Genomic DNA, 25,140 nt, shown 5'->3' with positions numbered 1-25,140 from the left:
GAGCCGGGAGCCCGGACGGCCGACACCGACGCACAGCCACAACTTCAGAGCGCCGCACAGCCACAACTTCACAGGGCATCAGCGCACAGCCACAACTGAACAGCTACGGATGCAGAACCACGCAGGAACGGCCGACCGCACGGTCGTGGCAGGGAGGAGCACTCAGAACATGTCCGGGCACCAAGGGCGCCCGGGCGTACGCAGCAGGGCGTCGGCCTCCAGGGCGGCGCCCGCTCGTTCTTCTCCGAGCCGTCCCAGCGCCGCCAGCCGCGGCGCCGTCTCGTCACCCAGCCACAGCGAGGCCAGCACGGCCACGTCCAGGGTGAGGTCGGCGCCGCGGCCGGTCGGCGTGCAGGACGCCCCGTCGGGGCCGGCCTCCAGCAGGAAACGGCCCCCGGTGAACCCGGAGCGGTCGGTCACCTCCAGCACCAACGAGCCCGACCCGCCGTACGTGCGCGCCTCCAGGGCCCGTACGACGTCCAGGATCCGCACCCACAACCAGTCCGCCTGCGTGGTGATGCTCGCGGCCCGCGGGTCCGGCAGGAGGTGCGGGAGGAGGTCGTCGGGGGCGCGGGGGCCCGACTTGACCCGCACCACCCAGTCGATCGAGCAGAGGTAGCGCCACAGGGCGCGCTCGGCGGCCGGGGTCGTGGCGATCAGCCAGTCCACCGTCGCCGTGTTCAACGGCTGCTTGGCGTCGCCCCAGTGGTCGTCCGCCTTGTAGGAGACCAGCCCCTGTACCTCGCCGTCGGCCGAGCGGTAGGCGGCGTAGAACGGCTCGCTCCACTCGCCGAACACGCGCAGCACACCGGTGTCCGAGTCCCACCACACGTCGGTGCGGCTGACCGCGCCGGGCCTGCCGCGGCGCAGGCGCTCGTGCAGTTCGGGGCCGATCTTGCGGACCTCCTCCGGGTCGACGAGGTCGATGCGGCCGCCGTCCCCGGGGCCCGGCCAGTGCGGGTCGAGGCCGGTGCGCGGCACGTCGATCGTCCACTCGGCGGCGCTGGTCGCCGGGCCGAAACCGTAGCGGCCGTAGATGCGGTACTCGGCGGCGATGAGGGTGGCGACGACGTCGCCGCGGTCCTTCGCGGCGGTCAGGTCCTCGGTCATCAGGCGGGTGAGGATGCCGCGGCGGCGGTGGGTGGGCAGGACGGCGACGTTGGAGATGGCGTCGGCGGGGACGGCGGTGCCGCCGACCGCCGTCAGCTCCTGGGGGAAGGAGCGGAAGGTGGCCACGCACGTGCCCGCGTCGAAGGCGCCGTAGGTGCGGGAGCCGACGTGCGCGGTGCGGCGGGCGGCGACGTCGGCTTCGGTGACGGTGGGGGTGCGCAGGAAGCCGGTCTTCGCGGCGCGCATCCACGCGGGGAGTTCGGCGTCCGTGATCCGGCGTACGTCGATGTCGGCGGGGGTGGTCGTCATGGGGCCACGGTAGGCGGGGAGCGGGCGGTGCGGCGGGGGATTTTTTCCCGCCCCCGCCGCACCACCCCGTCCCTTCCCGCCCCGCCCCGGACCCGGGGCCCGCGCCCTCGGACCCCGGTCGCCCGACGGACCGAGCGGCCCTGCCCGGCGGTCTCACACCAGGAGGTCGTCCACCTGGGCCTCGCCGTCCCGGTAGCGGCGGGTGATCTCCTCGCCGCACCCGTCGGCCGTGTGCTGGAGGTGCTGGCGGCGACGGGAGACGTACTGCTCGTAGCCGATGAGGCGGGCCATCGCCTCGTGGAGTTCGGGGTCGGTGCGGGCGCCGAGGTCGGAGAGTTCGACCTCGGAGAGCATCTCCGACGCCAGGCGCCGGTACTCCTCGCTCTGCGGGGTGCCGAGCGTGACGTGCCGGGCGGAGGAGCGGTGCCGGGCCGGGGCGTCGGTGAGGATCTCCGGAAGGCGGTCCACGACGGACGCCGCTCCGGCCGGGGAACGCCGGGCGAGTTCCGCGCCGAGGATGTCGATACGGCCCTGCAGCAGTCGTCGTACGTAGCTGAGGTCGGCCTCGTCGCGCTGGGCGTCCCGGCGCAGGGTGCGCAGCTCGGGCAGACTCAGCCGGACCAGGTCGTGCGCGGGCGGTTCCGTCGGCGGCGGGCAGGGCGGACTCTCCCTGCGCTGCGCGGGCGGACGCTGGGTGGTCAGGCCCAGCTGCCCGGTACTCGGTGTGCTCATGTGCTCTACCGTCCCCTCGACCGGCGTGTGGGAAGCATCGTGCCACCCTCGGTGGCCGTGAGGTGACCGAGTGCCCCCGAACGGCCCAGACGGCGGCACGGGGATCGGGAAAGAAGCCCCTGCGGGGGCCCGCCGGCCGCACGGCATGATGGGGCGCATGCGTGCAGTGGTGCAGAGGGTGGACGGCGCGAGCGTCGTCGTGGACGGCGAGACCGTGGGCTCGATCGAGGGCGAGGGACTGTGCGTCCTCGTGGGGGTCACCCACGAGGACACCGAGGAGAAGGCCGACCGGCTGGCCCGCAAGCTGTGGTCGATCCGCATGCTGGGCGACGAGCGGTCGTGCAGCGACATCGACGCCCCGCTCCTGGTGGTCAGCCAGTTCACGCTCTACGGCGACGCCCGCAAGGGCCGCCGTCCCACCTGGAACGCGGCCGCCCCCGGCGATGTCGCCGAGCCGCTGGTCGACGAGGTGGTCGCCCGGCTGCGGGCGCTGGGCGCGACGGTGGCGACGGGCCGTTTCGGCGCGCGGATGAAGGTGTCACTGACGAACGACGGCCCGTTCACCGTGCTGATCGAGGTGTAGCCGGCCCGAGGGGGTCTCGGCCTCAGGGCTCGACCACGACCTCCTGTGCGGCCGCCGTGGTGTCGGCGAGCAGCGGCGCGTCCAGGGGGACGTTCCGCTTCACCAGGGCCAGCGCCACCGGGCCCAGCTCGTGGTGGCGTACCGACGTGGTGACGAAGCCGATCCTGCGGGCGTCGGGGCCCTCGTCGGCGCGGCGCAGTTCGGTCCCGGCGGGCGGCAGGTGCACGTCGCTGCCGTCGAGGTGCAGGAAGACCAGCCGGCGCGGCGGCTTGCCCAGGTTCTGCACGCGGGCGACGGTCTCCTGGCCGCGGTAGCAGCCCTTCTGGAGGTGCACCGCGGTGCCGATCCAGCCCAGCTCGTGCGGGATGGTGCGATGGTCGGTCTCGAAGCCGAGGCGGGGCCGGTGCTGCTCCACGCGCAGGGCCTCGTGGGCGAGGATCCCGGCGGCGGGACCGGCCTTCGCGGCGTACGCCTCGAGGTCCGCGCGCGGCAGGAACAGATCACGGCCGTACGCCGTCTCGCGCACGACGACGCCCTCGGGGACCTCGGCTATGGAACCGGCGGGCAGGTGCACGACCGCGATGTCGGCCGTGCGGTCGGCCACCTCCACCCGGTAGAAGAACTTCATCGACTCCAGGTACGCGATCAGCGCGTCCTGGGTGCCGGGTTCGACGTGGGCCCAGACGGTGCTGCCGTCGTCCACCAGGTAGAGGGCGTGCTCGATGTGGCCGTTCGCGGAGAGGATCAGTGCCTCGGTGGCACGGCCGGTGGGCAGGTCGCTGACGTGCTGGGTGAGCAGGAGGTGCAGCCAGCTCAGCCGGTCGTCGCCGGAGACGGTGACGACTCCGCGGTGCGAGAGGTCGACGAAGCCGGTGCCCTCGGCGAGGGCGCGCTGCTCGCGGAACAGGTCGCCGTAGTGGGCGGCGACGCCTTCGTCCACGCCCTCGGCGGGGACGGCGCCGGGCAGGGACAGCAGGGGGCTCTTCATGAACGTAAGCCTACGACTCGGCGGGGGGACTCTCGCCGGTCGCGTCCCCGGCTGCGCGGGCCGCGCAGTCCTTGCAGCGGCCGAAGATCGCGAAGTGCTTCATGTCGGTGTCGAAGCCGAAGGTCGCGCGGAGCTTGGCCGTGAACTCGGCGGCCACCTCCACGTCCGCCTCGATCACGTTGCCGCAGTCGCGGCAGACCAGGTGGATGTGGTGGTGCCGGTCGGCGAGGTGGTACGTCGGCGCCCCGTGCCCGAGGTGGGCATGGCTGACCAGCCCCAGCTCCTCCAGCAGCTCGAGCGTGCGGTAGACGGTGGAAATGTTGACCCCCGACGCCGTCCTCCTCACTTCCACGAGGATGTCGTCGGGGGTCGCGTGCTCCAGGGTGTCCACGGCTTCGAGGACGAGTTGCCGCTGCGGGGTCAGCCGGTAGCCGCGCTGCCGCAGATCGCTCTTCCAGTCGGTGCTCACCACACAGCAGAGTCTAGGACCCTTTCGGTGAAGTCCCGCTGCGGAGAAGGTCCGCCGGACGCGCGCGTGCGCGAAGAGGGCCTACTTGAAGAAGGCGATGCCGTCGTCCGGCATGTCGTCCGGCAGGGCCTTCGCCCAGCGTTCGACCTCTTCCGGGGTGACGACCTTCTTCAGGTGGGCCGACATGTAGGGGCGCAGCTCGACCTCGGGGGTCTGCTTCTCGCCGACCCACATGAGGTCGCTCTTGACGTAGCCGTACAGCCGCTTGCCGCCCGTGTAAGGGCCGGAGGCGGCCGTGCGGGCCACCGCGTCCGTGACCAGGTCGATCTGGGGCTTCTTGTCGGCCATCTCGCCGTACCAGACCTCGACGACGCCGTCGTCGCGGACCATCGTCACCTCGACCTTGCGGTCGGCGTCGATCCGCCAGAAGCCGGACTCGGTCTCCAGGGGACGGACCTTGTTGCCGTCCTGGTCCAGGACCCAGGTGCGGGAGTGGTACTCCAGGAAGTCCCGGCCGTCGTGCGTGAAGGTGGCCTCCTGCCCGAAGTTGCACTTCTCGGCTCCGGGGAAGTCGTGCACGCCCGCGCCCGCCCAGGTGCCCAGCAGGAAGGCGAGGGGGACGAGGTCCTTGTGGAGGTCGGACGGGATCTCGATCATCGGTGGCACTTCCTAGACGTGGGTCAGCGCTGGCCCTGGTACAGCTTCTTCACGGTCAGCCCGGCGAAGGCGAGGACGCCGACGCAGACCAGGACCAGCAGGGCTTCGAAGAAGATCTCCACGGGGTGCTCCTCGGATGAGCGTGCTTCGGGTTACGTACTACAGGGCCGGGCCCCAGCTTACGCGGCCGGGGACCGGCCCTCCTTGCGAGGTGGCCCTCGCCGGCGTCACCCCAGCAGCTGGCTCTGCAGCGTCACCGTCTGCTGGAAGGGGACGGCCGCGGCGGCGCCCTTGCGGGACTGCACGACCAGGGCGTGGACGTCACCGGCGGCGATGTGCGCGAACCGCACCTGTTCCGGCCCGTACGGCTTGGCCTCGGCGTAGGGGATGCTCTGCACCTCCGACACCGCGGCGCGCTCCGGGAAGCCCTCGTCGTACTCGGCCTCGGCGGCGCCCCGCACCTGGTGGACGGGGGGTGCGAAGGCGACGGCCTCGCTCGCCACCAGCTGGTCGACGACGGCCGCGGTGTCGAACTGGAGGAGGTAGACGCGGGTCCGGGTGCCGTCCGGGGTCGTCCAGCCGCGGGCGGCGATGTGCCGCAGCCCGTGGTCGACGAGCTTCTGGCCGAGCTCCTCGCGGTGCTCCTCCTGCTCGTACTCCGCGAGGTAGTCCTTCGTCGCCAGCCAGCCGTCCGAGCCGCGCAGCGCCTTGTCCTCCGTGGCCCCCTCGGGGGCGGGCAGGAGAAGGGCGCGCAGGTCGGCGTAGTGGGTGCCGGCCGGGTTCGTCTCGGCGAAGGGCCCGGGGCTGCCCGAGGGCAGCGGCGGCTTGGTGAGCGTCGGGTACACCCACCGCCCGTCCGACTCGGTCGCCAGTCCCGGCACGTCCGTGCGCTCCATCCCGGCGATGCCGTACGCCGACCCGGCACCGACCGCCGCGAAGACGGCGACGGCGGCGGTCCACCGCAGCAGGGCCCGCAGGACCCGGCGGTCCTTGGGGGCCGGGGTGGGGACGGGAGCGGGGACGGGGGTGGGATCGGGGGTGGGATCGGGGGATTCGGTGACGTCCACGGCTTCCGTCGCCTCCGTGAGTTGCCGCTGCTCGGTCATACCGCCTCCCCGGGCTTCGCCACGCGGTCGAGCTGCGCGCGCAGAAATGCCGCCACGTCCTTGGTGTCGATCGGCTCCACTCCCTGCGCCGTGGCGCTGACCAGGACGTTCCCGACGTAGGCGGAGCAGTACATCGCGCTGAGGCCGCTGTCGTCGTCCTTGGGCGGGAGGAAGCATTTGGCGTTCTTGTGGCCCTTGATCTCGGGGCCCTTGCGGAAGACGTCCAGGGCGTCCAGGAAGTCGCTCTGGAACGTGGCGATCTCGCGGACCGCCGCCTTGCTGTCCAGCTGGGAGAGCACGACGCTCACCGAGTAGACGTCCTCGTTGGAGGAGTAGGTGTCGGCCGGGCGGTTGTAGTAACTGCGCATCGCCATGCCCTGGATGCGCTGCTTGTCGATCTGCTTCTCCAGCCGCATGCGCTGGGACCGGGGCAGGTCGCTCAGCGACTTCTTGCGCAGGGCCGTGGCCTGCGCTCCGCTGAGCTGGACGTCGGAGCCGAACTCATCGAGGTCGGGCCCTCGCGTCCAGCCTTCGGTGCCCCCGTACGGCAGGAGCATCCCGGCGAGGCCCTGTCCGCGGGCCGCCTCCGGCTCGTCCGCCGTGACCGCCGGGAACTTCCAGCCGGGCGCACCCGCGTCCCGGTCGGCGTCCCGCACGACCACGGCCGTGGTGCCGACACCGGCGACGACGGCCCCGGCGAGCAGCAGGGATCCGGCGACCAGGGCGACGCGCCGCCCGTTCGGTCGCCGCTTCGCGGAAGCGCCTGACCCGGGTCCGGGGGACGCCAGGACCTCGGGGGCCGCCAGGACCTCGGGGGCCGCCAGGACCTCGGGGGCCGCAGGGGTCTCCGGGGACGCGGAGGTCTCCGGGGCCTTCACGGGCAGCTCCGCGGGCGGGTTTTCCTGCTCGCTCACAGCTGCTCCATCTGCCGGCGGGCCAGATCCATGATCTTCTTCTTGGGGATCGCCTTGGTGCCGGAGACCCACACCTCCACCGTCACGTCGCCGCGCCAGGCGTGCGCCTCGGCGGTGTAGAGGGGCAGGTAGCCCGGCTCGGTCCCGGGCTTGCGGTGGACGTACACCATGCCGTCCCCGGTGCCGGGGAGGTCCCAGCTGTCGGTGGCGGCCTCCTCGTCGGCCCAGTGCTGGTTGTTGTCGCTGTAGTCGGCGGCCCCCAGGAGCTCCTCCTGCCGGAACTGCACCAGGCGGATCTCCACGGTGTAGGCCTTGCCCTCGGACCAGCCGGTGACGGCGGTCCGCCGGAACTCGTCCCCGACGAGGTCGGGGAACACCTCGCCCGGTTCCTTGTACAGGCCGGCGTAACCGGCCATGTCCATCCAGCCGTCCAGGCCCTCCAGCCACTCGGCGTCCTTGGCGCCCTTGGGCTTCTTCAGCAGCAGCTTCCGCAGGTCGCCGTCGGTCCGCACCCTGCGGTCCTGCGCGGCGGACAACGGTTCGGGGCCGGGCCCCTTCGCCTGCGCGAGCACCGGCTGGGACAGCGGCGGCAGCTTCGTCGGCTCGCGGTCGGCCTGGACCAGGTAGCCGGTGCAGGTGCCGGCGACGACGCCGAGCACGGCGGCCGCGGCGATCAGCAGCGTGGTACGGCCCCGGCGGCGCGGCCGGGGTGCGGCAGCGGCCTGGTCGGCCGGCCCGGCCGCCGGTTCCGCTGCCCCTTCGGGTTCTTCCACAACGTCCCCCTCATGACGTGAGGCGCGCGTTCCGTATGCGCGCTCCACAGGTGACTCGTGGTCGACCGGGGGAGTTGTGGCGATCTTGATTACGATTCGGCCATGGCGAAGAAGCTCGTGATCAAGGTGACGGCGGGGGCCGACGCCCCCGAACGGTGCTCGCAGGCGTTCACGGTGGCGGCGGTGGCCGTGGCCAGTGGGGTGGAGGTCTCCCTGTGGCTGACCGGGGAGTCCGCCTGGTTCGCGCTGCCGGGCCGGGCCGCCGAGTTCGAACTGCCGCACGCCGCCCCGCTGCCCGACCTGCTCGACTCGCTCCTGCTGGGCGGCCGGGTCACGCTGTGCACGCAGTGCGCGGCCCGGCGGGACATCACCGAGAAGGACGTCCTGGAGGGCGTGCGGATCGCCGGGGCGCAGGTGTTCGTGCAGGAGGCACTGGCGGACGAGACCCAGGCGCTCGTCTACTGAGGCGACTCCGCGGGGCGGCTCCGAAGGCCTACGGGCGCCGCTTCTTCCCGTCCAGTTCGTCCCACCACTCGTCGGACTTCGGGTCGCCGGACGGGTCGTCCCACCAGCGGTCCTCGGGGCCGCGCCGGTTGGCGACGACCGCGGCCACCGGCGGGATGACCATCGCGACCACGCACATCCCGACGGCCACCGGAACCGACCAGAGGCGTACGACGCCCCAGGCCAGGACGAACAGCGCGATGCAGGTGCCCATCATGGCGAAGTAGGCGTGCCGACGGCGGGCGTACATACGTCCAGGGTAGGCCGGGCCGGGCGGTCCGGCACGAAGCGGACGGGGCCGTACCCGCGGAGCCGGGCGGGAGCCGTACCGGAGCCGGAAAGGCCCGCGGGGCCGCACCTCAGGTGTCCAACCCGAGAGGTGCGGCCCCGCGGCCGTCTGTGCCTGTCTGTGTCCGTCTACGTCCGCCTACGTCTGTCTCAGACGGCGATCGCGACCTCCGCGAGGCCGCCCTGCTGGGCGACGACCGTGCGGTCGGCGGTGCCGCCGGGCACGAGGGCGCGGACGGTCCAGGTGCCTTCGGCCGCGTAGAAGCGGAACTGTCCGGTGGCGGAGGTGGGGACCTCCGCGGTGAACTCACCGGTCGAGTCGAGCAGCCGGACGTAGCCCGTCACCGGCTCGCCGTCGCGGGTCACCTGACCCTGGATGGTGGTCTCACCGGGCTTGATCGTCGAGGCGTCCGGGCCGCCGGCCTTCGCTCCACACATGTCTTTCTCCAGAGGGGGTCTGACCAGAAGGTCGGGTCGGTCGGGTTACTTGTTGGCGCCGAGCTCGATCGGCACGCCGACGAGGGAGCCGTACTCGGTCCAGGAGCCGTCGTAGTTCTTGACGTTCTCGACACCGAGCAGCTCGTGCAGCACGAACCAGGTCAGGGCCGAGCGCTCACCGATGCGGCAGTAGGCGATCGTGTCCTTGGCCAGGTCGACCTGCTCGTCGGCGTAGAGGGCCTTCAGCTCCTCGTCCGACTTGAAGGTGCCGTCGTCGTTGGCGTTCTTCGACCACGGGATGTTGCGGGCGCTCGGGACGTGGCCCGGACGCTGCGACTGCTCCTGCGGCAGGTGGGCCGGGGCGAGCAGCTTGCCGGAGAACTCGTCGGGCGACCGGACGTCGACCAGGTTCTGCGAGCCGATGGCCGCCACGACGTCGTCGCGGAAGGCGCGGATGGCGGTGTTCTGCGGCTTGGCCCGGTAGGTGGTCTCCGGGCGCTCGGGCACCTCTTCGACCAGCTCGCGGGCGTCCAGCTCCCACTTCTTGCGGCCGCCGTCGAGGAGCTTGACGTTCTCGTGGCCGTAGAGCTTGAAGTACCAGTAGGCGTAGGACGCGAACCAGTTGTTGTTGCCGCCGTACAGGATCACCAGGGTGTCGTTGCCGATGCCCTTCGCCGACAGGAGCTTCTCGAAGCCCTCCTGGTCGATGAAGTCGCGGCGGACCGGGTCCTGGAGGTCCTGGGTCCAGTCGATCCGGATCGCGTTCCTGATGTGGTTCTTCTCGTACGCGGACGTGTCCTCGTCGACCTCGACGATGGCGATGTCCGGGTTGTCGAGGTTGGCCTCGACCCAGTCGGCGTCTACCAGGACGTCGCTGCGGCTCATGCTTGTTCTCCTCCGGGGCAGTTGCGGCGGGGGTGTGCAAAGAAAGGAGGGTGCGCGGCCGGGTCTCGCCGGCGGCCGGCGCGAGGACGCCCTCGAACGAGGACGCCGGGAGGGCGCGGAAGGCAGGTGGCGCTTCCGCTCAGACAGGGCGACAGAGCATGGCGGCGACGCGGCACAGGTCTACTGCCCGCCGCTTCGTGAGATCCGCCTGTCGCTGCTTCATGCAGTCGATCGTAGGGACGTAGGGGCGGACGTGTCACCAGCGCTCCGCATGGTGAGACGCTATCGTCCGCATAGCGGGACACAGAGAGCGCCCGGGCCGTCGTCGCACGGCCTCCGGGCGCTCGTGTCCGTCTGCATCCGTCGTCACATCTGCGGTACGGACGGCGGCGTCTCGCCTGTCGGACATCCGCCGTCCACCGGGGGTTGCCTACCCGGCGAGGCGGACGTTCGAACCCTTCACCGTGATCTCCACACCGCTCTTCGCCGCCTCCACCTTGTCGAGCCGGATACCGCCGGGCAGGTCGTCGATCTTCTGCTCGAAGTCGGTGATGCCGCGCACCTCGTCCTCGGCGACCCGGAACGGACCGAAGCTGGGCAGGGAGTCGGCGTGCACCCGGACGGTGTCGCCCTCGGCGGTGACCGTGCTCAGCACGGAGACCGGCTGCGGCAGCTTGGTGCCGCCGATGCTCGCCTCGACGGTGACCTTGATCTTGCCGTTGCCGCCGTCGGAGAGGCCGACGACCCGGGCCGTGACCGGGCCGATCTCGGTGGGCTCGGACGTGGCGGTCTTCAGCAGCTCCGCGTAGCTGATGGACGCGGTGCCGGTGGCGCTGGTGGCGGTGGCGGAGCTGTAGTCGCCGGAGAACTCGACGCCCCTCATGTTCGCCCGGAGATCGTCGATGCGGATCTTCTGGCCCTCGGCGCCGGCGACGGCCTCGTAGTCGTCGATGCCGACCTCGACGTCGTCCAGCTCGCCGCCGGCGACCTGGGTGAGGAAGGGGAAGCCCTTGATGGACACGTCCGGGGTGGTGGCGAGGTTCTCGTTCGCCCGGAGCTTGTCCGCGGCCTCGCCCTCGGCGAAGTTCACCGCGAGGCGGTCGGCGAGCACGAACAGGCCGCCCAGGACCACGACGACGACCAGCAGTATTCGAAGTGCTCGCATGCGGTTGTTCCCCCACCCGGACGGCCAGACAGACAGTGACCACTCACGGTAACTCCGCATGCGGAGGGTGGCCGGAGTTTGTCGATCACCTGTGACACAGGCGACCGCCCACCCCCTACGCCAGCGCCCGTCCCAGCACGTACACCGCCGGCGCCGCGGCGGCCAGCGGCAGGGCGACGCCCGCCGTGAAGTGCACGAAACGCGACGGGTAGTCGTAGCTCGCCACCCGGTGGCCGACGAGCGCGCAGACCGCCGCGCCCGCACCGAGCAGCGCGCCCTCGGCGCCCAGTGCGGTCACCCCGCCGACCGCGATGCCGGCACCCGCCGCCGCGAGCAGCGCGACGACCACCGAGGCGGGCGTGGGCAGCGGCAGCGCGCGGGCCACCACGGCGACGGCGACCGCGGCGGCGCCGACCGTCACCGCGTCCGGATCGGCCCCGAGGTGGCCGGTGGCGAGGATCGCCAGGGCGGCCGAGACCACCGTCGCCATCAGGCCGTACATGCGCTCGTCGGGGTCGGCGTGCGAGCGGAGCTGGAGGACGAGACAGAGCAGGACCCAGACGCCGAGGGTGCCCAGGATCGCGGCCGGGGCGTTCTCGCGGCCGGCCGCGAGGAGCGCCACGTCGGAGACCAGCGCGCCGAGGAAGGCGAGCGCGATGCCCTGCCGGGCCGGCCACATGCCGTTCAGCCGGAACCAGCCGGCCGCCGTGACGGCCTGGAGGACGACGAGCGGGACGACCAGCGCGTACGTGCCGATCGCCGCCGTACCGGAGAGCAGCAGGCCGAGGAGGGCGGTGAGGGCTGCGGGCTGCATGCCGGGTTCGATGATCGGCGAGCGGCCTTCGAGGCGGGCGCGCTGGGCGTCGGTGACGCGCGCGTTGCCGGCCATGGTGGCGGGCCCGTAGGACGGGCCCGCCCCGCCCTCGGGCAGCGCCTCGGGGACGGCGGGGGCCGGCGGCGCCGCGGGGGCGGCCTGCGGCCGGCCGTACGGCGCCCGGTCCCCGTACGACGCCTGGTACTGACCCTGCTGCTCGTGCGGATGCTGCTGGTACCGGCCCTGCTGCTGGTACGGCTCCTGCTGGTACTGGTGCTGTTCCTGCTGGTACTGGTACTGGCCCTGCTGCTGCCCGGGTGCCTGCTGCTGCCAGACCGGGGCCTCGCCCGTCTGCGGGGGCAGGTACGCCGTCTCGGCCGGGTCCGCCGCCGCGACGGGCGGCTGCACGCTGGTCTCCCAGGTCTGGCCCTGCCACTGCTGCGTGTGCTGGAGGTGGGCCTGCGGGTCCTCGTACCCGTAGTCCTGCCGGCCCGGCCACTCCTGCTGCTGCGGGGCCTGCTGCTGATACGGGTCGTACCCCTGCGGGTAGCGGCCCCCCTCGTACGGCTGCTGGTCGGTCATCTCACCCTCCTGCGAACGGCGGGAGCACCTCGACCGTGCCGCCGTCGGCCAGCCGTACCGTCTCATGCCCGCGGGTGCCCACGGGGTCACCGTCGACGAGGAACGAGCATCGCTGCAGCACACGCGGGAGTTCGCCGGGGTGTCGCTCCCGCGCGGCCCGGAGCGCCTCGGCGAGGGTGTCCGCGTCGTGCGGCTCCTCGGCGACTCCGGCCGCGGCCTTGGCGGCCGCCCAGTAGCGCACCGTGACCTTCGCCATCTCGTCCCTCAGTCGGTTTCTTCGGTCGGCCTGTTGCTTCGACAGGGTCAGGCTAGCCCGCCCGGGCCGCCGTCCAGGCACCGATGCGGGTCAGGAGATCGTCGGTCGCGGCGTGCTCGGCGTGGCCCATGCCCGGCTCCACCCACAGTTCACCGTGGTCGCCCGCGGCCTCGGCCAGCATGCGGGGGTGGTCGAGGGGGAAGTAGCCGTCGCTGTCGCCGTGGACTATCAGCACGGGTGTGGGCGCGATCCCGGGGACCGCCTCGACCGGGGAGAGCGGGACCGGGTCCCAGTCGCGGTGGTGGATGCGGGTGCGCAGGCCGTAGCGGCCGACCAGGCGGCCCGCCGGGCGGGTGACCAGCCAGTGCAGCCGGCGCATGGGGGCCGTGCCGCGGTAGTACCAGCGGGCGGGGGCGCTGACGGAGACCACCGCGTCGACCGTGCCGGTGTGCAGGGCCGCGTGCCGCAGCACCACCGAGCCGCCCATGGAGAAGCCGACGGTGGCCACGCGCGCGTGCCCGAGCCGGCGGGCCCAGGCGACGGCCGCGTCCAGGTCGAGCACCTCCCGGTCGCCGACGGTGGAGCGGCCGCCGGAGCGTCCGTGCCCGCGGAAGGAGAAGGTGACGACGGCCCCGTACCGGGCGAGCGCCGAGGCGATCCGGCGCACGTGCGGGCGGTCCACGTCCCCGGTGAAGCCGTGGGCCACGACGAACACCAGGCCACGGGAAGGTGACGCGGAGGCGTCGTGTACGACCGCACCCGGGTCGTACACGGAATCGACGGAAACGCCGTCGGCCGTGGGCAGAAACGTCCGCAATGGTGCCTCCGTGCCCGTCTCAGGGTTCGGACGAACGGTGGAACGTGCCACGTGACCTGCCGGACCGTTGCTCATGTGGGCTATTCTGCTGGGCAGAGGACTCGGGCAGCGTAGCCCCCGGGTCCTTTTGTGCTTTCGGAAGCGTTGTATACGAAGCGGGAAACCGCAGGTGTACGGGGCCCCGGGACGCGCAGAGCAGTGCCGCAGTGCCGCAAACGTCCTCGCAGGGACCGAGGAGGAACCAGACGTATGAGTTCTCTGCTGCTCCTGACCAACGCCCTCCAGCCGTCGACGGAGGTGCTGCCCGCGCTCGGACTGTTGCTGCACAACGTGCGGGTGGCCCCGGCGGAGGGCCCCGCCCTCGTCGACACCCCGGGCGCCGACGTCATCCTGATCGACGGGCGCCGTGACCTCCCCCAGGTCCGCAGCCTGTGCCAGCTGCTGCGCTCCACCGGCCCCGGCTGTCCGCTCGTCCTGGTCGTCACCGAGGGCGGTCTCGCCGCCGTCACCGCCGACTGGGGCATCGACGACGTCCTGCTCGACACCGCCGGCCCGGCGGAGGTCGAGGCACGGCTGCGGCTGGCGATGGGCCGGCAGCAGATCGTCAACGACGACTCCCCCATGGAGATCCGCAACGGCGACCTGTCGGTCGACGAGGCGACGTACTCCGCCAAGCTCAAGGGCCGGGTCCTCGACCTCACCTTCAAGGAGTTCGAGCTCCTGAAGTACCTCGCGCAGCACCCGGGCCGCGTCTTCACCCGCGCCCAGCTCCTCCAGGAGGTCTGGGGCTACGACTACTTCGGCGGCACCCGAACGGTCGACGTGCACGTACGACGGCTGCGCGCCAAGCTCGGCCCGGAGCACGAGTCGCTGATCGGAACCGTCCGCAACGTCGGTTACCGATTCGTTACCCCCGAGAAGGTCGACCGTGCCGCCGAGGAGGCCAAGGCCACGGCGGGCCGGGCAAAGCCGGAAGATGCGGACACCGAGGTGCCCGTGGGTGCCGAAGGGATCTCCGCGGAGGCATAGCCGCCGCTCAGGCCGGGCGTCACTCCCGCACAGGGAAGCTGCTCGACGCCCTGCCCGTGGCGGATCCATCCGCGTAGACTCCGCGCGTGGCCAAGGTAACCAGGGATGATGTGGCACGGCTGGCGGGGACCTCCACCGCCGTCGTCAGCTATGTCATCAACAACGGACCCCGGCCGGTCGCCCCGGCCACGCGCGAGCGTGTCCTCGCCGCCATCAAGGAGCTGGGGTACCGGCCCGACCGGGTCGCGCAGGCGATGGCGTCGCGGCGCACGGACCTCATAGGCCTGATCGTGCCGGACGCCCGCCAGCCCTTCTTCGGGGAGATGGCGCACGCGGTCGAACAGGCCGCCTCCGAGCGCGGGAAGATGGTGCTGGTCGGCAACTCCGACTACGTCGGCGAGCGCGAGGTCCACTACCTGCGCGCCTTCCTGGGCATGCGGGTGTCCGGCCTGATCCTCGTCAGCCATGCGCTGAACGACAACGCCGCAGCCGAGATCGACGCCTGGGACGCCCGCGTGGTGCTGCTCCACGAGCGGCCCGAGGCCATCGACGACGTCGCCGTCGTCACCGACGACCTGGGCGGCGCCCAGCTCGCCGTGCGCCACCTCCTGGAGCACGGCTACCCGTACGTCGCCTGCGTGGGCGGCACCGCCGAGACGCCCTCCGTCGGCGACCCGGTCTCCGACCACGTCGAGGGCTGGCGGCGGGCCATGGACGAGGCCGGCCTCCCCACCGAGGGCCGGCTCTTCGAGGCCCCCTACAACCGTTACGACGCCTACAAGGTGGGGCTGGAGCTGCTGTCGGGCCCGGACCGGCCGCCGGCCGTCTTCTGCTCCACCGACGACCAGGCGATCGGCCTGCTGCGGGCGGCGCGCGAGCTGCGCATCGACGTGCCCGGCGAGCTGGGCGTGGTCGGCTTCGACGACATCAAGGAGGCCCCGCTCGCCGATCCGCCGCTGACCACGGTCGCCTCCGACCGCTCGGCGATGGCCCGCGCGGCCGTCGACCTGGTCCTGGACGACGGGCTGCGGGTCGCGGGTTCGCGCCGCGAGCGGCTCAAGGTGTTCCCGTCCCGTCTGGTGGTTCGCCGCTCCTGCGGCTGCGAGTGAGCCCGGCGCGCTCCCGGCCACGCCGTATGAGGCTTCTCTGAGAGCGACCGGCCCCGCGCGAGAACCGTCTTCATATCGGGCATACGAGGTTCTGCCGGGCTTCTCAGGGAGCACTCAGGCAGCTCTCATGGTCGGGCGGAAAGCTCTGTTCCATGACCGAGAGCATCCGCCGCAGCGGCGAGTACGAGAACCACGAGAACCCGTACCAGGGCGCCCCGCAGCACGCTTCCGCACCCGTGGACCCGGAATGGCCGCCCCCGCCGGCGTACCACCCGGCCGCACCGCAGCCCTTCGGGTCGCAGTCCGCCACGCCGCAGCCCACCGGGCCGGCCGGCGGGTGGCAGACGCCGGGCCGGCCCGCCGGCGCCCGGGACGACGCCGCGGCCGGTGACGGCAACGGCGGGGGCACCGCTCTCCTGACGCCCGTGGCCGCCGCCCCCGGTCCCGTTCCCCCGAGGAAGCGTGCGGCGCGCGGCCCGATGGCACTGCTCGCCGCCGTGGCGATCGTCGCCGCGGCGATCGGCGGCGGCACCGCCTACGGCATACAGGAGCTGACCGGCAAGGACCAGGTGGTCGCCTCCTCCACGACCACCAGCGTGGTGCCGGCCGCCAGGACCGGTGACGTCGCCGGCATCGCCGCCGCGGTCAGCCCGAGCGTCGTCGAGATCAACGCCACCCTCAGCGGCGGCTCCTCGACCGGCTCGGGCGTGATCATCACCGGCGACGGCGAGATCCTCACCAACAACCACGTCATCGCCGGCGCCTCCTCGATCAAGGTGTCGACCAGCGACGGCAAGGAGTACACGGCCGAGGTCGTCGGCACCGACAGCAAGAAGGACCTGGCCCTGATCAAGCTGGAGAACGCCTCCGGCCTCAAGACGGCCACCCTCGGCGACTCCGACGGCGTCAAGGTCGGCGACACGGTCGTGGCGATCGGCTCGCCCGAGGGCCTCACCGGCACCGTGACCAGCGGCATCGTCTCCGCCCTCGACCGGGACGTGACCGTCTCCACCGACGAGAGCCAGGGACAGCAGCAACAGCAGCAGGGCGGCGGCTGGCCGTTCGAGTTCGGCGGTCAGCAGTTCAACGGCGACACCGGCTCGTCCACCACCACGTACAAGGCGCTCCAGACGGACGCCTCCCTCAACCCCGGCAACTCCGGAGGCGCCCTGATCGACGCCGGCGGCAACATCATCGGCATCAACTCCGCGATGTACTCCGCCGCCGACGCCACCTCCTCCACCGCGGGCAGCGTCGGCCTCGGCTTCGCCATCCCGATCAACACCGTCAAGGCCGACCTCGCCACGCTGCGGGCCGGCGGCTCCGACAGCTGAACCCCCTTCCAGCGCTCAGGGAGTACGTCATGATCAAGCAGGTTTCGCACCCGGTGACCGGCGTCGGCGCGGCCGACCTCGCCCTGGCCCTCGACGTGGCGTACGAACTGCACGCCCCGACGGCACCGCCCCGGGCCCCGGAGGTCGCCGTCCCGCAGCTGATGGGCCTGCGCACCGGCGCCGCCCGCCCGCACCGCCGCAAGGTGCCGCTGAGCCGGCTCACTACGATGCGAGGCTGAGAGGGTCCCGCCCGCAGCACCCCGCCGCCCCACCGCACCCGAGGGAATCCACGCCATGAGCCCCGCCGAAGGCGACCGTGACACCCAGCGCATCCTGATCGTCGACGACGAGCCGGCGGTGCGCGAAGCGCTCCAGCGCAGCCTCGCCTTCGAGGGCTACGACACGGAGGTCGCCGTGGACGGCGCGGACGCCCTGGAGAAGGCGACCGGCTACCGGCCCGACCTCGTCGTCCTCGACATCCAGATGCCCCGCATGGACGGCCTCACCGCCGCCCGCCGCATCCGCGGGGCCGGCGACACCACCCCGATCCTCATGCTGACCGCCCGCGACACCGTCGGCGACCGCGTCACCGGACTCGACGCGGGCGCCGACGACTACCTGGTCAAGCCGTTCGAACTGGACGAGCTGTTCGCCCGCGTACGGGCCCTGCTGCGGCGCAGCTCCTACGCCGCGGCCGCCGGCGCGGGCACCGACGACGACGAGGTCCTCACCTTCGCCGACCTGCGCATGAACCTCGCGACACGGGAGGTGACGCGCGCCGGGCGGGCCGTCGAGCTGACCCGTACCGAGTTCACCCTCCTGGAGATGTTCATGGCGCACCCGCGTCAGGTCCTCACCCGCGAGCAGATCCTCAAGGCCGTGTGGGGCTTCGACTTCGAGCCCTCGTCCAACTCCCTCGACGTCTACGTCATGTACCTGCGCCGCAAGACGGAGGCCGGCGGCGAACCGCGCCTCGTGCACACCGTGCGGGGCGTGGGATACGTGTTGCGGCAGGGCGGCGCGGAGTGAACCGAGTCGTACGGCGACTGCGCACCCTTCCCATTCGGGCCCGGCTGTCGATGCTGGTCGCCGCGGCGGTGGCGTTCGCGGTGGCGGCGGTGTCGATGACCTGCTGGTTCATCGTGCAGGGGAAGCTGTACGAGCAGGTGGACGGCGACCTGAAGAAGATGGTGGCCCAGCCGAGGCTCGACGACCAGATCGAAAACGTGCTCAGAGTGTGCCCGCAGGACACTCAGCCCGACTCCGGCTACCCGGGAACCAGCTACTTCCAGGTCGTGACGGACGACGACACGGTCTGCGTCAACTCGTTCTCCGCTGGCAAGGTGAAGATCTCCGCCACCGACCGGAAGGTGATCGCGAACGCGGACGACAGCGCCGACGGCGTGTTCCACGACGGCACCGCCGAGAACGGTGAGGCCGTACGCGTGCTGACGCTGCCCGTGCAGACCAATGCGGGGCCGGTGGCGCTCGTCCTCGCCACCCCCCTCAAGGGCACCGAGAAGACCCTCAACGAACTCGCCCTCATCCTTCTCCTCGTCTCCGGTGTCGGCGTCCTCGGCGCCGGTGCCGCGGGCCTGGCCGTCGCCCGCGCGGGTCTGCGCCCCGTCGACAAGCTGACCGAGGCCGTCGAGCATGTCGCGCGCACCGAGGACCTCGGCATCCGCATCCCCGTCGAGGACGACAGCGAGGACGAGGTGGCCCGCCTGTCCAGGTCGTTCAACTCGATGACCGCCTCCCTGGCCAGCTCCCGTGAGCTCCAGCAGCAGCTCATCGCGGACGCGGGCCACGAACTCCGCACCCCCCTCACCTCCCTGCGCACCAACATCGAGCTGCTCACCCGCAGCGAGGAGACGGGCCGGCCCCTCCCGGAGGCGGACCGCAAGGCGCTGCTCGCGTCGGTGAAGGCGCAGATGACCGAACTGGCCGCGCTCATCGGCGACCTGCAGGAGCTGTCCCGCTCGGAGGGGCAGCGGGGCGAGCGGGTCCAGGTGGTCTCCCTGGAGGACACCGTGGAGTCGGCCCTGCGCCGGGCGCGGCTGCGGGGCCCGGAGCTGACGATCACGGCCGCGCTGGACCCCTGGTACGTGCGGGCGGAGCCGGCCACGCTGGAGCGGGCGGTGGTCAACGTCCTCGACAACGCGGTGAAGTTCAGCCCGCGAGGCGGCTCCGTCGAGGTCGCGCTCTCCGACGGCGTCCTGACCGTCCGCGACCACGGCCCCGGCATCCCCGAGGACGAACTCCCTTACGTGTTCGACCGGTTCTGGCGTTCCCCGAGCGCGCGGGCACTCCCCGGATCGGGTCTCGGCCTGTCGATCGTCGCGCGCACGGTGCGCGAGGCCGGCGGCGAGATCACGGTGGCCCGCGCGGAGGGCGACGGCACGCTGGTGACCGTACGGCTCCCCGGCGCTCCGACGCCTCCGCCCGAGCTGCCGTAGCGCCCGCGCCGCCGTACTCCCCACGCGTTCCGGCGGGTTCGGCAACCTTTCCGCCGTGAGCGGCGACCACCCGGTGACCCGCACCCCTTCCGGGTGGTCCTCCTCCCACGGAACGGAACCCCACACATGACCGACATCGGCCGCAAGTCCCGGCACCGCAGGCGCAGGACCGGCATGGCGCTGGGCGTGCCGCTCGTGCTGACCGCCGCCGGCACCTTCGCCTACGGCACGGACCTCGGACTGTTCGGTGCGCAGGCCCAGGCGAACGCGTCCGCCGCCACCGCCGCCCCCGCCTGGGCGACCGCCACCGCCGACGGCTTCGCCTCGGTGAACGCGCTCGGCCAGAACGGGACGTACGGCGGCCGGGACGGCCAGACCGTCACCGTGAAGACGCTCGCCGATCTGGAGAAGTACGCGACGGCCGCCGAGCCGTACGTCATCGTCGTCGCCGCGACGATCACCATGGACCCGGTCGGCAAGGAGATCAAGGTCGCCTCCGACAAGACGATCGTGGGCTCCGGGACCTCCGGGCACATCGTGGGCGGAGGGTTCTTCCTCGGTCAGGGCGTCCACAACGTGATCATCCGGAACCTGACCATCCGGGACGCGTACCAGGGCGTCTGGAACGACAAGGACCACGACTTCGACGGCATCCAGATGGACGGCGCCCACCACGTCTGGATCGATCACAACGACATCCGGCACATGGCCGACGGGCTCATCGACAGCCGCAAGGACACCACCTACCTGACCGTCTCCTGGAACAAGCTCAGCCAGGACAACAAGGCCTTCGGCATCGGCTGGACCGACAACGTCACCGCGGACATCACCATCCACCACAACTGGATCCGCGAGACCGAACAGCGCAACCCCTCCACGGACAACGTCGCCCACGCGCACCTGTACAACAACTTCCTGGAGGACGTGGCGGGGACGGACATCAAGTCCTCCTACGGCAACTACTCCCGCGGCGGGACGAACATGATCCTGGAGAACTCCTACTTCCAGGGCATGACCAACCCCGTCGTCCGGGACGCCACCGCCACCCTCGTCCAGCGCGGCAACCACTTCTCCGGCACGACCGGCAAGAACGAGAGCGGCGGCACGGGCGCGGCCTGGAACCCGAAGACGTACTACCCGTACACGCTGGACAAGGCGGCGGACGTGCCCGTGCTGCTCAAGTCCGGCACGGGACCGCGCGGTTCCATCGGCACCACCTCGGCGGCCACCTCGGCGGCCACCTCGACGGCCACGACGAAGGCGGCCGCCGCCACCACGCTCACCGTCGCCAAGGACGGCAGCGGGCAGTACTCGACCGTGCAGGCCGCGGTGAACGCCGTGCCGGCCAACAACCCCTCCCGCGTCGTGATCGCCGTCAAGCCGGGCACGTACCGCGAACTGGTCAAGGTCCCGTCCAACAAGCCGCACGTCACCATCCAGGGCACCGGCGGCAGCCGCAAGGACACCACGATCGTCTACAACAACGCGTCGGGCACGCCCAAGCCCGGCGGGGGCACGTACGGCACCGGCGGCAGCGCCACCGTCGCCGTCGAGGCGGACGACTTCCAGGCCCGCAACCTGACCATCTCCAACGACTTCGACGAGTCCGCCCACCAGGACATCGCCGGCCAGGCGGTCGCCCTGCGCACCGCCGCCGACAAGATCTTCCTCGACGGCGTCATCGTCAGCGGCGACCAGGACACCCTGCTGGTGGACACCGCGTCCAAGGACAAGCTGGGCCGCGTCTACATGACCGACTCGTACGTCGTCGGCAACGTCGACTTCATCTTCGGCCGGGCGACGGCGGTCATCGACAAGTCGGTCATCACGCTGAAGAAGCGCTGGAACGGCACCTCGGCCGGCTACGTCACCGCCCCCAGCACCGCGGCGGGCCGCAAGGGCATCCTGATCGCCAACTCCACGGTCAACGGCGACGTCTCCGACCGCTCCTTCCACCTCGGCCGCCCCTGGCACGCCGGCGGCGACGCCACTCTCGACCCGCAGACCACGGTCCGCAACACCACCCTCAGCGCGGCGATCCGGACCACCCCCTGGACCGACATGAGCGGCTTCTCCTGGAAGGACGACCGCTTCGCCGAGTACAAGAACACCGGTGCGGGCTCGGGCGCCGCGAGCGGCGACCGGCCCCAGCTGACCGACGCGCAGGCCACGAACCAGGAGGTCGCGGACTGGCTCGGCGACTGGGCGCCGTCCGCTTCCTGACCTCTCCCGCGGAATCGGCCACACCGGACGCCGGAGCGGAAGCGGCGCCGGTGTGGCCGTACACGTCCTGGCCGCGCGCCGCGTGAGTCAGGAACGCCGTCGACTCCACCGGAGTCAGGGCCGCGTCCCTGACCAGATCGTAGGAAAAGCGGCAGGACGGGACCTTGTCCGGATCGTCGATCAACTCGCCGAAGTCGTTGCCTTCCACCTGGGCGACGGGGTCCCCGACTCGCTGCCGGAGGAGCCAGAGGTGGCTGCCCATGAGGTCGTGCACACCAGCCGCGTACGGCAGCACTTGGCCGCCGGGGGCCGCCACCGAGCCGTTCCCCCCTTCGGGAACCGACGTCGGCGCACGTCCCTCGTATCCCCCGGAGCGAACCGCCGTTCGGTCCGCCCGCGATCGGTGCCAGGGACGACGGCTGACCGGCGCGGCCCGCCGCCTCATCCCCGCAGGACTTGATACACGCGGACACAGAGAGGCGGCCGCGTCGATGACGCGGCCGCCTCCGCGGTGGGAGAACTCCCAGGGGCGAGGTGGGAGGACCCCGGGGTTACTGCACGATCGTGATCCGGTTCGGCACCGGCGGCGCGATCGGCGCGGCGGCCGAGGAGTTGGCCGTCAGGTACTGCTCCAGGGCGGCCAGGTCGTCGAGGCCGACGAGGTCGTTCGTGCCCTGGCCCAGGGTGGTGAAGCCGTCACCGCCGCCCGCGAGGAAGCTGTTCGTCGCGACGCGGTAGGTGGCGGCCGGGTCGACGGCGGCGCCGTTCAGCTTGATGGAGTCCGTGACGACACGGTCGGCGCCGCTCTTCGTCAGGTCCAGCGTGTACGTCAGGTTCGCCGACGGCTGGAGGATCTTCGGCGCGCTCGCGTTCGACCCGCTCACCTGCTCCTTGAGCACCTGGATGAGCTGGGCGCCGGTGAAGTCCTGCAGGTTCACGGTGTTGGCGAACGGCTGGACGGTGAAGCCCTCGGCGTAGGTGACCACGCCGTCGCCCTCGGTGCCCTTGGCGGCGTAGGTCAGACCGGCCCGCACCCCACCGGGGTTCATCAGCGCCAGGTCCGCCTCGGCGTCCAGCTTCCTGCCGTACCAGAGCTGCGCGTCCGCGATCAGGTCGCCCATCGGGGACTCGGTGCCCGTGTTGGGGACGTCGGCGGAGACATGGCCGATCGCGCGGTTGCCGATGGGCGCCGCCAGGGTGTTCCACTTGCTGATCAGCTCGGTCATGTCCGTCGCCTTGGGGACGGTCCGGGTGACCACGTGGTTCGCCGACTTCACCGCCGTACGGGCGATGTCCCCCGTGAAGCGGTCGTACGTCAGCGTGGTGTCCGTGTAGAGGCGGCCGAACGAGGCGGCCGAGGTCACCGTGCGCGGCTTGCCCGCCGGGTCGTTGATCGTGCAGGCGTACGCGGCGTGCGTGTGACCCGTGACCAGGGCGTCCACCGACGGCGAGACGTTCTTCGCGATGTCGACGATCGGGCCCGAGATGCCGTCACCCGCGCCCGGCGAGTCGCAGTCGTAGTTGTAGGAGGTGGAGGCCGGCAGGCCGCCCTCGTGGATCAGCGCCACGATCGACTTCACGCCCTGGCGCTGGAGCTCCTTGGCGTACTTGTTGATCGTCTCGACCTCGTCCTTGAACTTCAGGCCCTTGACGCCTTCCGCGGAGACGATGCCCGGCGTGTTCTCCAGGGTCACGCCGATGAAGCCGATCTTGACGTCCTTCTTCTTCCAGACCCAGTACGGCTTCAGGATCGGCTTGCCGGACTTCTCGTTCAGGACGTTCGCCGCGAGGTACGGGAAGTCGGCGCCGCCGAACTCCTCGTCCGTGTAGCAGCCGTCCGTCGGGTGGCAGCCGCCCTTCTGAAGCCGCGACAGTTCCTTGGCGCCCTCGTCGAACTCGTGGTTGCCGACCGAGGTGACGTCCAGGTCCAGCTTGTTGAGCGCCTCGATGGTGGGCTCGTCGTGGAACAGGCCGGAGATCAGCGGGGAGGCGCCGACCATGTCGCCGCCGGCCGCGGTGATGGAGTACTTGTTGCCCTCGCGGGCCTGGCGCAGGTGCGTGGCCAGGTACTCCACACCGCCCGCGTCGATCGTCTTCGTCGTGCCGTCGGCCTGGAGTTCGGTGACCCGGCCGGAGGAACCGCTCGGCGGCTCGAGGTTGCCGTGCAGGTCGTTGAACGACAGCAGCTGGACGTCCTGGTAACGGCTCGGCAGCGGCTTTCCGTGCCGGGCGTCCTGCGCACCCGCCGGCAGCGCGGCGACCAGTGCGCCGGCGGTGGCCAGACCGGCGGCCGCCGCGAGCAGCCCGTACGTACGGCGTCTGCGGCTCGGATGCGAGTGGGAAGTGGCTGGCATGCGCCCCCCTGTGGTGTCTGCTGTGGTGTCGACGTCCCCGGGGCCGGAAGGCCCTGCGAGGCGTCTGAGCTGGTGGCCCCGTCGGGCCGCAGCCTAGAGTCAACGCGCGTAGCGCGACAGGGGGTTCATGGTTACATCCTGGTTTCCCTTTGCCGTCCGCCGCTCGTCCGCCCAGCTCCCGCCCGTGCCGCCTCGCGGTTCCCGGTGCTTCGGCACCCCCGTTCCGGAAGGATCCGCGCCCCCCTTCCCCGATGGATCCGCGTCCTCTCCCCCGATGCCGCCACTTTGCCCGGCCCGGCCCTTACCCTCGTACGCATGACCAGCGACGACCCGGTATCGGCCCCCGGCCAGCGATCCATCGAGAACCTCTCCGCGCTCTCCCCCGCACAGACCGAGGCCGTCCTCGACCTGCTCGCGGAGGCCGCCCGCAGCGACGGCCGGCAGGCGGTGTCCGAACAGGGCCGGCTGCAACTGCGGGGCGGCCCCCGCGAGGGCGTCTCCCACCTCCTGCTCTCCGTGGCCGGCGAACTCGTCGCCTACGCGCAACTGGAGGACACCGACCCCGTCGAGGCCCCGGCCGCCGAGCTGGTCGTCCATCCCGCGCACCGCGGGCACGGGCACGGCCGGGCACTCGGCTCCGCCCTGCTCGCCGCCTCCGGCAAACGCCTGCGGGTGTGGGCCCACGGCGGCCACGCCGCCGCCCGGCACCTCGCCCAGGTGCTCGGGCTGTCGCTGTTCCGCGAACTGCGCCAGATGCGTCGGCCGTTGACCGACCTCGACCTGTCCGAGCCGGTGTTCCCCGACGGGGTGACCGTCCGGACCTTCGTCCCCGGGCAGGACGACGGTGCCTGGCTGGCCGTCAACGCCGCCGCCTTCGCCCACCATCCCGAACAGGGCTCCCTCACCCAGCGCGACCTCGACGACCGCAAGGACCAGCCCTGGTTCGACCCCGCCGGCTTCTTCCTCGCCTTCCGCGGGGACCGGCTCGTCGGCTTCCACTGGACGAAGGTCCACGCCGAGGAGGGCCTCGGCGAGGTGTACGTCCTCGGTGTCGCCCCCGGCGCGCAGGGCGGCGGCCTCGGCAAGTCCCTGACCACGATCGGACTGCGGCATCTCGCGGCGCAGCGGCTGCCCACCGCCATGCTCTACGTCGACGCGGACAACAAGGCGGCGGTGTCGGTGTACGAGCGGCTGGGGTTCGTCACGTACGAGACGGACCTGATGTACCGCACGGAGACCTGACCG

Annotated in this window: 27 protein-coding genes and 1 pseudogene; 10 read left to right on the top strand and 18 right to left on the bottom strand. The window is 71.8% G+C overall.

Annotated features, from left to right (window positions below):
* Nucleotides 1-162: 162 nt before the first annotated feature.
* Both AB0N31_RS27175 and AB0N31_RS27170 read right to left on the bottom strand, forming a co-directional pair.
* Nucleotides 163-1,419 (bottom strand): GNAT family N-acetyltransferase, encoded by a 1,257-nt coding sequence (locus AB0N31_RS27175; protein ID WP_366061059.1) that lies wholly within the window; start codon nt 1,417-1,419, stop codon nt 163-165.
* A gap of 153 nt (nt 1,420-1,572) precedes the next feature.
* The gene (locus tag AB0N31_RS27170) at nt 1,573-2,151 is read right to left on the bottom strand and encodes an aerial mycelium formation protein (RefSeq protein WP_366061058.1); all 579 of its coding nucleotides are present in this window, start codon (nt 2,149-2,151) and stop codon (nt 1,573-1,575) included.
* 157 nt (nt 2,152-2,308) lie between these two features.
* Here AB0N31_RS27170 and dtd point away from each other — a divergent pair, with 157 nt between their 5' ends.
* A complete protein-coding gene (dtd, locus tag AB0N31_RS27165) occupies nt 2,309-2,734 on the top strand; it encodes a D-aminoacyl-tRNA deacylase (protein WP_366061057.1) in 426 nt (141 codons plus the stop codon).
* A gap of 22 nt (nt 2,735-2,756) precedes the next feature.
* Here dtd and AB0N31_RS27160 read toward each other — a convergent pair whose 3' ends face one another.
* The 6 genes from AB0N31_RS27160 to AB0N31_RS27135 all read right to left on the bottom strand — a co-directional run bounded on the left by AB0N31_RS27160 (nt 2,757) and on the right by AB0N31_RS27135 (nt 7,641).
* The gene (locus tag AB0N31_RS27160) at nt 2,757-3,722 is read right to left on the bottom strand and encodes a folate-binding protein (RefSeq protein WP_366061056.1); all 966 of its coding nucleotides are present in this window, start codon (nt 3,720-3,722) and stop codon (nt 2,757-2,759) included.
* Between the two features lie 10 nt (nt 3,723-3,732).
* Complete coding sequence (locus tag AB0N31_RS27155) at nt 3,733-4,194, bottom strand: Fur family transcriptional regulator (RefSeq protein WP_366061055.1); 462 nt, start codon at nt 4,192-4,194, stop codon at nt 3,733-3,735.
* A 78-nt stretch (nt 4,195-4,272) separates the two neighbouring features.
* Nucleotides 4,273-4,848, bottom strand: coding sequence for an FABP family protein (locus tag AB0N31_RS27150; protein ID WP_366061054.1), 576 nt, complete (start codon nt 4,846-4,848; stop codon nt 4,273-4,275).
* A gap of 227 nt (nt 4,849-5,075) precedes the next feature.
* Complete coding sequence (locus AB0N31_RS27145; RefSeq protein WP_366061053.1) at nt 5,076-5,954, bottom strand: hypothetical protein; 879 nt, start codon at nt 5,952-5,954, stop codon at nt 5,076-5,078.
* Nucleotides 5,951-6,868, bottom strand: coding sequence for a hypothetical protein (locus AB0N31_RS27140; protein ID WP_366061052.1), 918 nt, complete (start codon nt 6,866-6,868; stop codon nt 5,951-5,953). Before AB0N31_RS27140 ends, AB0N31_RS27145 begins: the two co-directional genes overlap by 4 nt.
* Complete coding sequence (locus tag AB0N31_RS27135) at nt 6,865-7,641, bottom strand: hypothetical protein (RefSeq protein ID WP_366061051.1); 777 nt, start codon at nt 7,639-7,641, stop codon at nt 6,865-6,867. The genes AB0N31_RS27140 and AB0N31_RS27135 overlap by 4 nt, the downstream gene beginning before the upstream one ends.
* Nucleotides 7,642-7,743: 102 nt before the next feature.
* On the opposite strand from AB0N31_RS27135, the gene AB0N31_RS27130 reads away from it, so the two are divergent.
* A complete protein-coding gene (locus tag AB0N31_RS27130) occupies nt 7,744-8,106 on the top strand; it encodes a DsrE family protein (RefSeq protein WP_073495028.1) in 363 nt (120 codons plus the stop codon).
* Nucleotides 8,107-8,134: 28 nt separating this feature from the next.
* On the opposite strand, the gene AB0N31_RS27125 is transcribed toward AB0N31_RS27130, so the two are convergent.
* From AB0N31_RS27125 to AB0N31_RS27090, 8 genes are all read right to left on the bottom strand, one after another.
* Nucleotides 8,135-8,395, bottom strand: a complete 261-nt coding sequence (locus AB0N31_RS27125; RefSeq protein WP_366061050.1) for a DUF3099 domain-containing protein — start codon at nt 8,393-8,395, stop codon at nt 8,135-8,137.
* 188 nt (nt 8,396-8,583) lie between these two features.
* Complete coding sequence (locus tag AB0N31_RS27120; RefSeq protein ID WP_004986406.1) at nt 8,584-8,871, bottom strand: DUF1416 domain-containing protein; 288 nt, start codon at nt 8,869-8,871, stop codon at nt 8,584-8,586.
* Between the two features lie 45 nt (nt 8,872-8,916).
* Entirely contained in the window at nt 8,917-9,756 is an 840-nt protein-coding gene (locus tag AB0N31_RS27115) for a sulfurtransferase (protein WP_363086870.1), read from the bottom strand.
* A gap of 139 nt (nt 9,757-9,895) precedes the next feature.
* The gene (locus tag AB0N31_RS27110) at nt 9,896-9,979 is read right to left on the bottom strand and encodes an Ms5788A family Cys-rich leader peptide (RefSeq protein WP_353850233.1); all 84 of its coding nucleotides are present in this window, start codon (nt 9,977-9,979) and stop codon (nt 9,896-9,898) included.
* 207 nt (nt 9,980-10,186) lie between these two features.
* A complete protein-coding gene (locus tag AB0N31_RS27105) occupies nt 10,187-10,921 on the bottom strand; it encodes a DUF2993 domain-containing protein (RefSeq protein ID WP_366061049.1) in 735 nt (244 codons plus the stop codon).
* 115 nt (nt 10,922-11,036) lie between these two features.
* Nucleotides 11,037-12,317: a hypothetical protein gene (locus AB0N31_RS27100; RefSeq protein WP_366061048.1), complete on the bottom strand. Its 1,281-nt coding sequence runs from the start codon at nt 12,315-12,317 to the stop codon at nt 11,037-11,039.
* A 1-nt stretch (nt 12,318) separates the two neighbouring features.
* The gene (locus AB0N31_RS27095) at nt 12,319-12,573 is read right to left on the bottom strand and encodes a MoaD/ThiS family protein (protein WP_366061047.1); all 255 of its coding nucleotides are present in this window, start codon (nt 12,571-12,573) and stop codon (nt 12,319-12,321) included.
* A 52-nt stretch (nt 12,574-12,625) separates the two neighbouring features.
* On the bottom strand, nt 12,626-13,465 hold the full coding sequence (locus AB0N31_RS27090; protein ID WP_366061046.1) for an alpha/beta fold hydrolase: 840 nt from the start codon (nt 13,463-13,465) through the stop codon (nt 12,626-12,628).
* 174 nt (nt 13,466-13,639) lie between these two features.
* Here AB0N31_RS27090 and AB0N31_RS27085 point away from each other — a divergent pair, with 174 nt between their 5' ends.
* The 7 genes from AB0N31_RS27085 to AB0N31_RS27055 all read left to right on the top strand — a co-directional run bounded on the left by AB0N31_RS27085 (nt 13,640) and on the right by AB0N31_RS27055 (nt 21,541).
* Entirely contained in the window at nt 13,640-14,419 is a 780-nt protein-coding gene (locus tag AB0N31_RS27085; protein ID WP_366061045.1) for a response regulator transcription factor, read from the top strand.
* Between the two features lie 86 nt (nt 14,420-14,505).
* Nucleotides 14,506-15,528 carry a LacI family DNA-binding transcriptional regulator gene (locus tag AB0N31_RS27080; protein ID WP_366061044.1) on the top strand — a complete coding sequence of 341 codons (1,023 nt, stop codon included), beginning with the start codon at nt 14,506-14,508 and terminating at the stop codon, nt 15,526-15,528.
* 152 nt (nt 15,529-15,680) lie between these two features.
* Nucleotides 15,681-16,862 carry a trypsin-like peptidase domain-containing protein gene (locus AB0N31_RS27075; RefSeq protein ID WP_366061043.1) on the top strand — a complete coding sequence of 394 codons (1,182 nt, stop codon included), beginning with the start codon at nt 15,681-15,683 and terminating at the stop codon, nt 16,860-16,862.
* A 29-nt stretch (nt 16,863-16,891) separates the two neighbouring features.
* The gene (locus AB0N31_RS27070) at nt 16,892-17,101 is read left to right on the top strand and encodes a hypothetical protein (protein WP_366061042.1); all 210 of its coding nucleotides are present in this window, start codon (nt 16,892-16,894) and stop codon (nt 17,099-17,101) included.
* A 55-nt stretch (nt 17,102-17,156) separates the two neighbouring features.
* On the top strand, nt 17,157-17,891 hold the full coding sequence (locus tag AB0N31_RS27065; RefSeq protein ID WP_366061041.1) for a response regulator transcription factor: 735 nt from the start codon (nt 17,157-17,159) through the stop codon (nt 17,889-17,891).
* Nucleotides 17,888-19,318, top strand: a complete 1,431-nt coding sequence (locus tag AB0N31_RS27060) for a HAMP domain-containing sensor histidine kinase (protein ID WP_366061040.1) — start codon at nt 17,888-17,890, stop codon at nt 19,316-19,318. Before AB0N31_RS27065 ends, AB0N31_RS27060 begins: the two co-directional genes overlap by 4 nt.
* 126 nt (nt 19,319-19,444) lie before the next feature.
* Complete coding sequence (locus tag AB0N31_RS27055) at nt 19,445-21,541, top strand: pectinesterase family protein (RefSeq protein ID WP_366061039.1); 2,097 nt, start codon at nt 19,445-19,447, stop codon at nt 21,539-21,541.
* A 94-nt stretch (nt 21,542-21,635) separates the two neighbouring features.
* On the opposite strand, the pseudogene AB0N31_RS27050 reads toward AB0N31_RS27055, so the two are convergent.
* Together AB0N31_RS27050 and AB0N31_RS27045 are read right to left on the bottom strand one after the other, a co-directional pair.
* Nucleotides 21,636-21,986, bottom strand: a pseudogene (locus tag AB0N31_RS27050) (Scr1 family TA system antitoxin-like transcriptional regulator); the annotation flags it as partial.
* A gap of 106 nt (nt 21,987-22,092) precedes the next feature.
* A complete protein-coding gene (locus AB0N31_RS27045) occupies nt 22,093-23,895 on the bottom strand; it encodes a bifunctional metallophosphatase/5'-nucleotidase (protein WP_366061038.1) in 1,803 nt (600 codons plus the stop codon).
* 315 nt (nt 23,896-24,210) lie between these two features.
* Here AB0N31_RS27045 and mshD point away from each other — a divergent pair, with 315 nt between their 5' ends.
* A complete protein-coding gene (mshD, locus tag AB0N31_RS27040; protein WP_366061037.1) occupies nt 24,211-25,137 on the top strand; it encodes a mycothiol synthase in 927 nt (308 codons plus the stop codon).
* Nucleotides 25,138-25,140: the final 3 nt, after the last annotated feature.

It is taken from the genome of Streptomyces sp. NPDC051051 (assembly GCF_040682975.1).
In the GTDB taxonomy this organism is placed as follows: Bacteria; Actinomycetota; Actinomycetes; order Streptomycetales; family Streptomycetaceae; genus Streptomyces.
This window is presented reverse-complemented; position numbering and strand designations above follow the sequence as displayed.

Coding starts and splice junctions, on each gene's coding strand:
- AB0N31_RS27175 (WP_366061059.1), bottom strand. CDS start 1,419: ATGACGACCACCCCCGCCGACATCGACGTACGCCGGATCACGGACGCC.
- AB0N31_RS27170 (WP_366061058.1), bottom strand. CDS start 2,151: ATGAGCACACCGAGTACCGGGCAGCTGGGCCTGACCACCCAGCGTCCG.
- dtd (WP_366061057.1), top strand. CDS start 2,309: ATGCGTGCAGTGGTGCAGAGGGTGGACGGCGCGAGCGTCGTCGTGGAC.
- AB0N31_RS27160 (WP_366061056.1), bottom strand. CDS start 3,722: ATGAAGAGCCCCCTGCTGTCCCTGCCCGGCGCCGTCCCCGCCGAGGGC.
- AB0N31_RS27150 (WP_366061054.1), bottom strand. CDS start 4,848: ATGATCGAGATCCCGTCCGACCTCCACAAGGACCTCGTCCCCCTCGCC.
- AB0N31_RS27145 (WP_366061053.1), bottom strand. CDS start 5,954: ATGACCGAGCAGCGGCAACTCACGGAGGCGACGGAAGCCGTGGACGTC.
- AB0N31_RS27130 (WP_073495028.1), top strand. CDS start 7,744: ATGGCGAAGAAGCTCGTGATCAAGGTGACGGCGGGGGCCGACGCCCCC.
- AB0N31_RS27125 (WP_366061050.1), bottom strand. CDS start 8,395: ATGTACGCCCGCCGTCGGCACGCCTACTTCGCCATGATGGGCACCTGC.
- AB0N31_RS27120 (WP_004986406.1), bottom strand. CDS start 8,871: ATGTGTGGAGCGAAGGCCGGCGGCCCGGACGCCTCGACGATCAAGCCC.
- AB0N31_RS27115 (WP_363086870.1), bottom strand. CDS start 9,756: ATGAGCCGCAGCGACGTCCTGGTAGACGCCGACTGGGTCGAGGCCAAC.
- AB0N31_RS27110 (WP_353850233.1), bottom strand. CDS start 9,979: ATGAAGCAGCGACAGGCGGATCTCACGAAGCGGCGGGCAGTAGACCTG.
- AB0N31_RS27105 (WP_366061049.1), bottom strand. CDS start 10,921: ATGCGAGCACTTCGAATACTGCTGGTCGTCGTCGTGGTCCTGGGCGGC.
- AB0N31_RS27100 (WP_366061048.1), bottom strand. CDS start 12,317: ATGACCGACCAGCAGCCGTACGAGGGGGGCCGCTACCCGCAGGGGTAC.
- AB0N31_RS27095 (WP_366061047.1), bottom strand. CDS start 12,573: ATGGCGAAGGTCACGGTGCGCTACTGGGCGGCCGCCAAGGCCGCGGCC.
- AB0N31_RS27090 (WP_366061046.1), bottom strand. CDS start 13,465: ATGAGCAACGGTCCGGCAGGTCACGTGGCACGTTCCACCGTTCGTCCG.
- AB0N31_RS27085 (WP_366061045.1), top strand. CDS start 13,640: ATGAGTTCTCTGCTGCTCCTGACCAACGCCCTCCAGCCGTCGACGGAG.
- AB0N31_RS27075 (WP_366061043.1), top strand. CDS start 15,681: ATGACCGAGAGCATCCGCCGCAGCGGCGAGTACGAGAACCACGAGAAC.
- AB0N31_RS27070 (WP_366061042.1), top strand. CDS start 16,892: ATGATCAAGCAGGTTTCGCACCCGGTGACCGGCGTCGGCGCGGCCGAC.
- AB0N31_RS27065 (WP_366061041.1), top strand. CDS start 17,157: ATGAGCCCCGCCGAAGGCGACCGTGACACCCAGCGCATCCTGATCGTC.
- AB0N31_RS27055 (WP_366061039.1), top strand. CDS start 19,445: ATGACCGACATCGGCCGCAAGTCCCGGCACCGCAGGCGCAGGACCGGC.
- AB0N31_RS27045 (WP_366061038.1), bottom strand. CDS start 23,895: ATGCCAGCCACTTCCCACTCGCATCCGAGCCGCAGACGCCGTACGTAC.
- mshD (WP_366061037.1), top strand. CDS start 24,211: ATGACCAGCGACGACCCGGTATCGGCCCCCGGCCAGCGATCCATCGAG.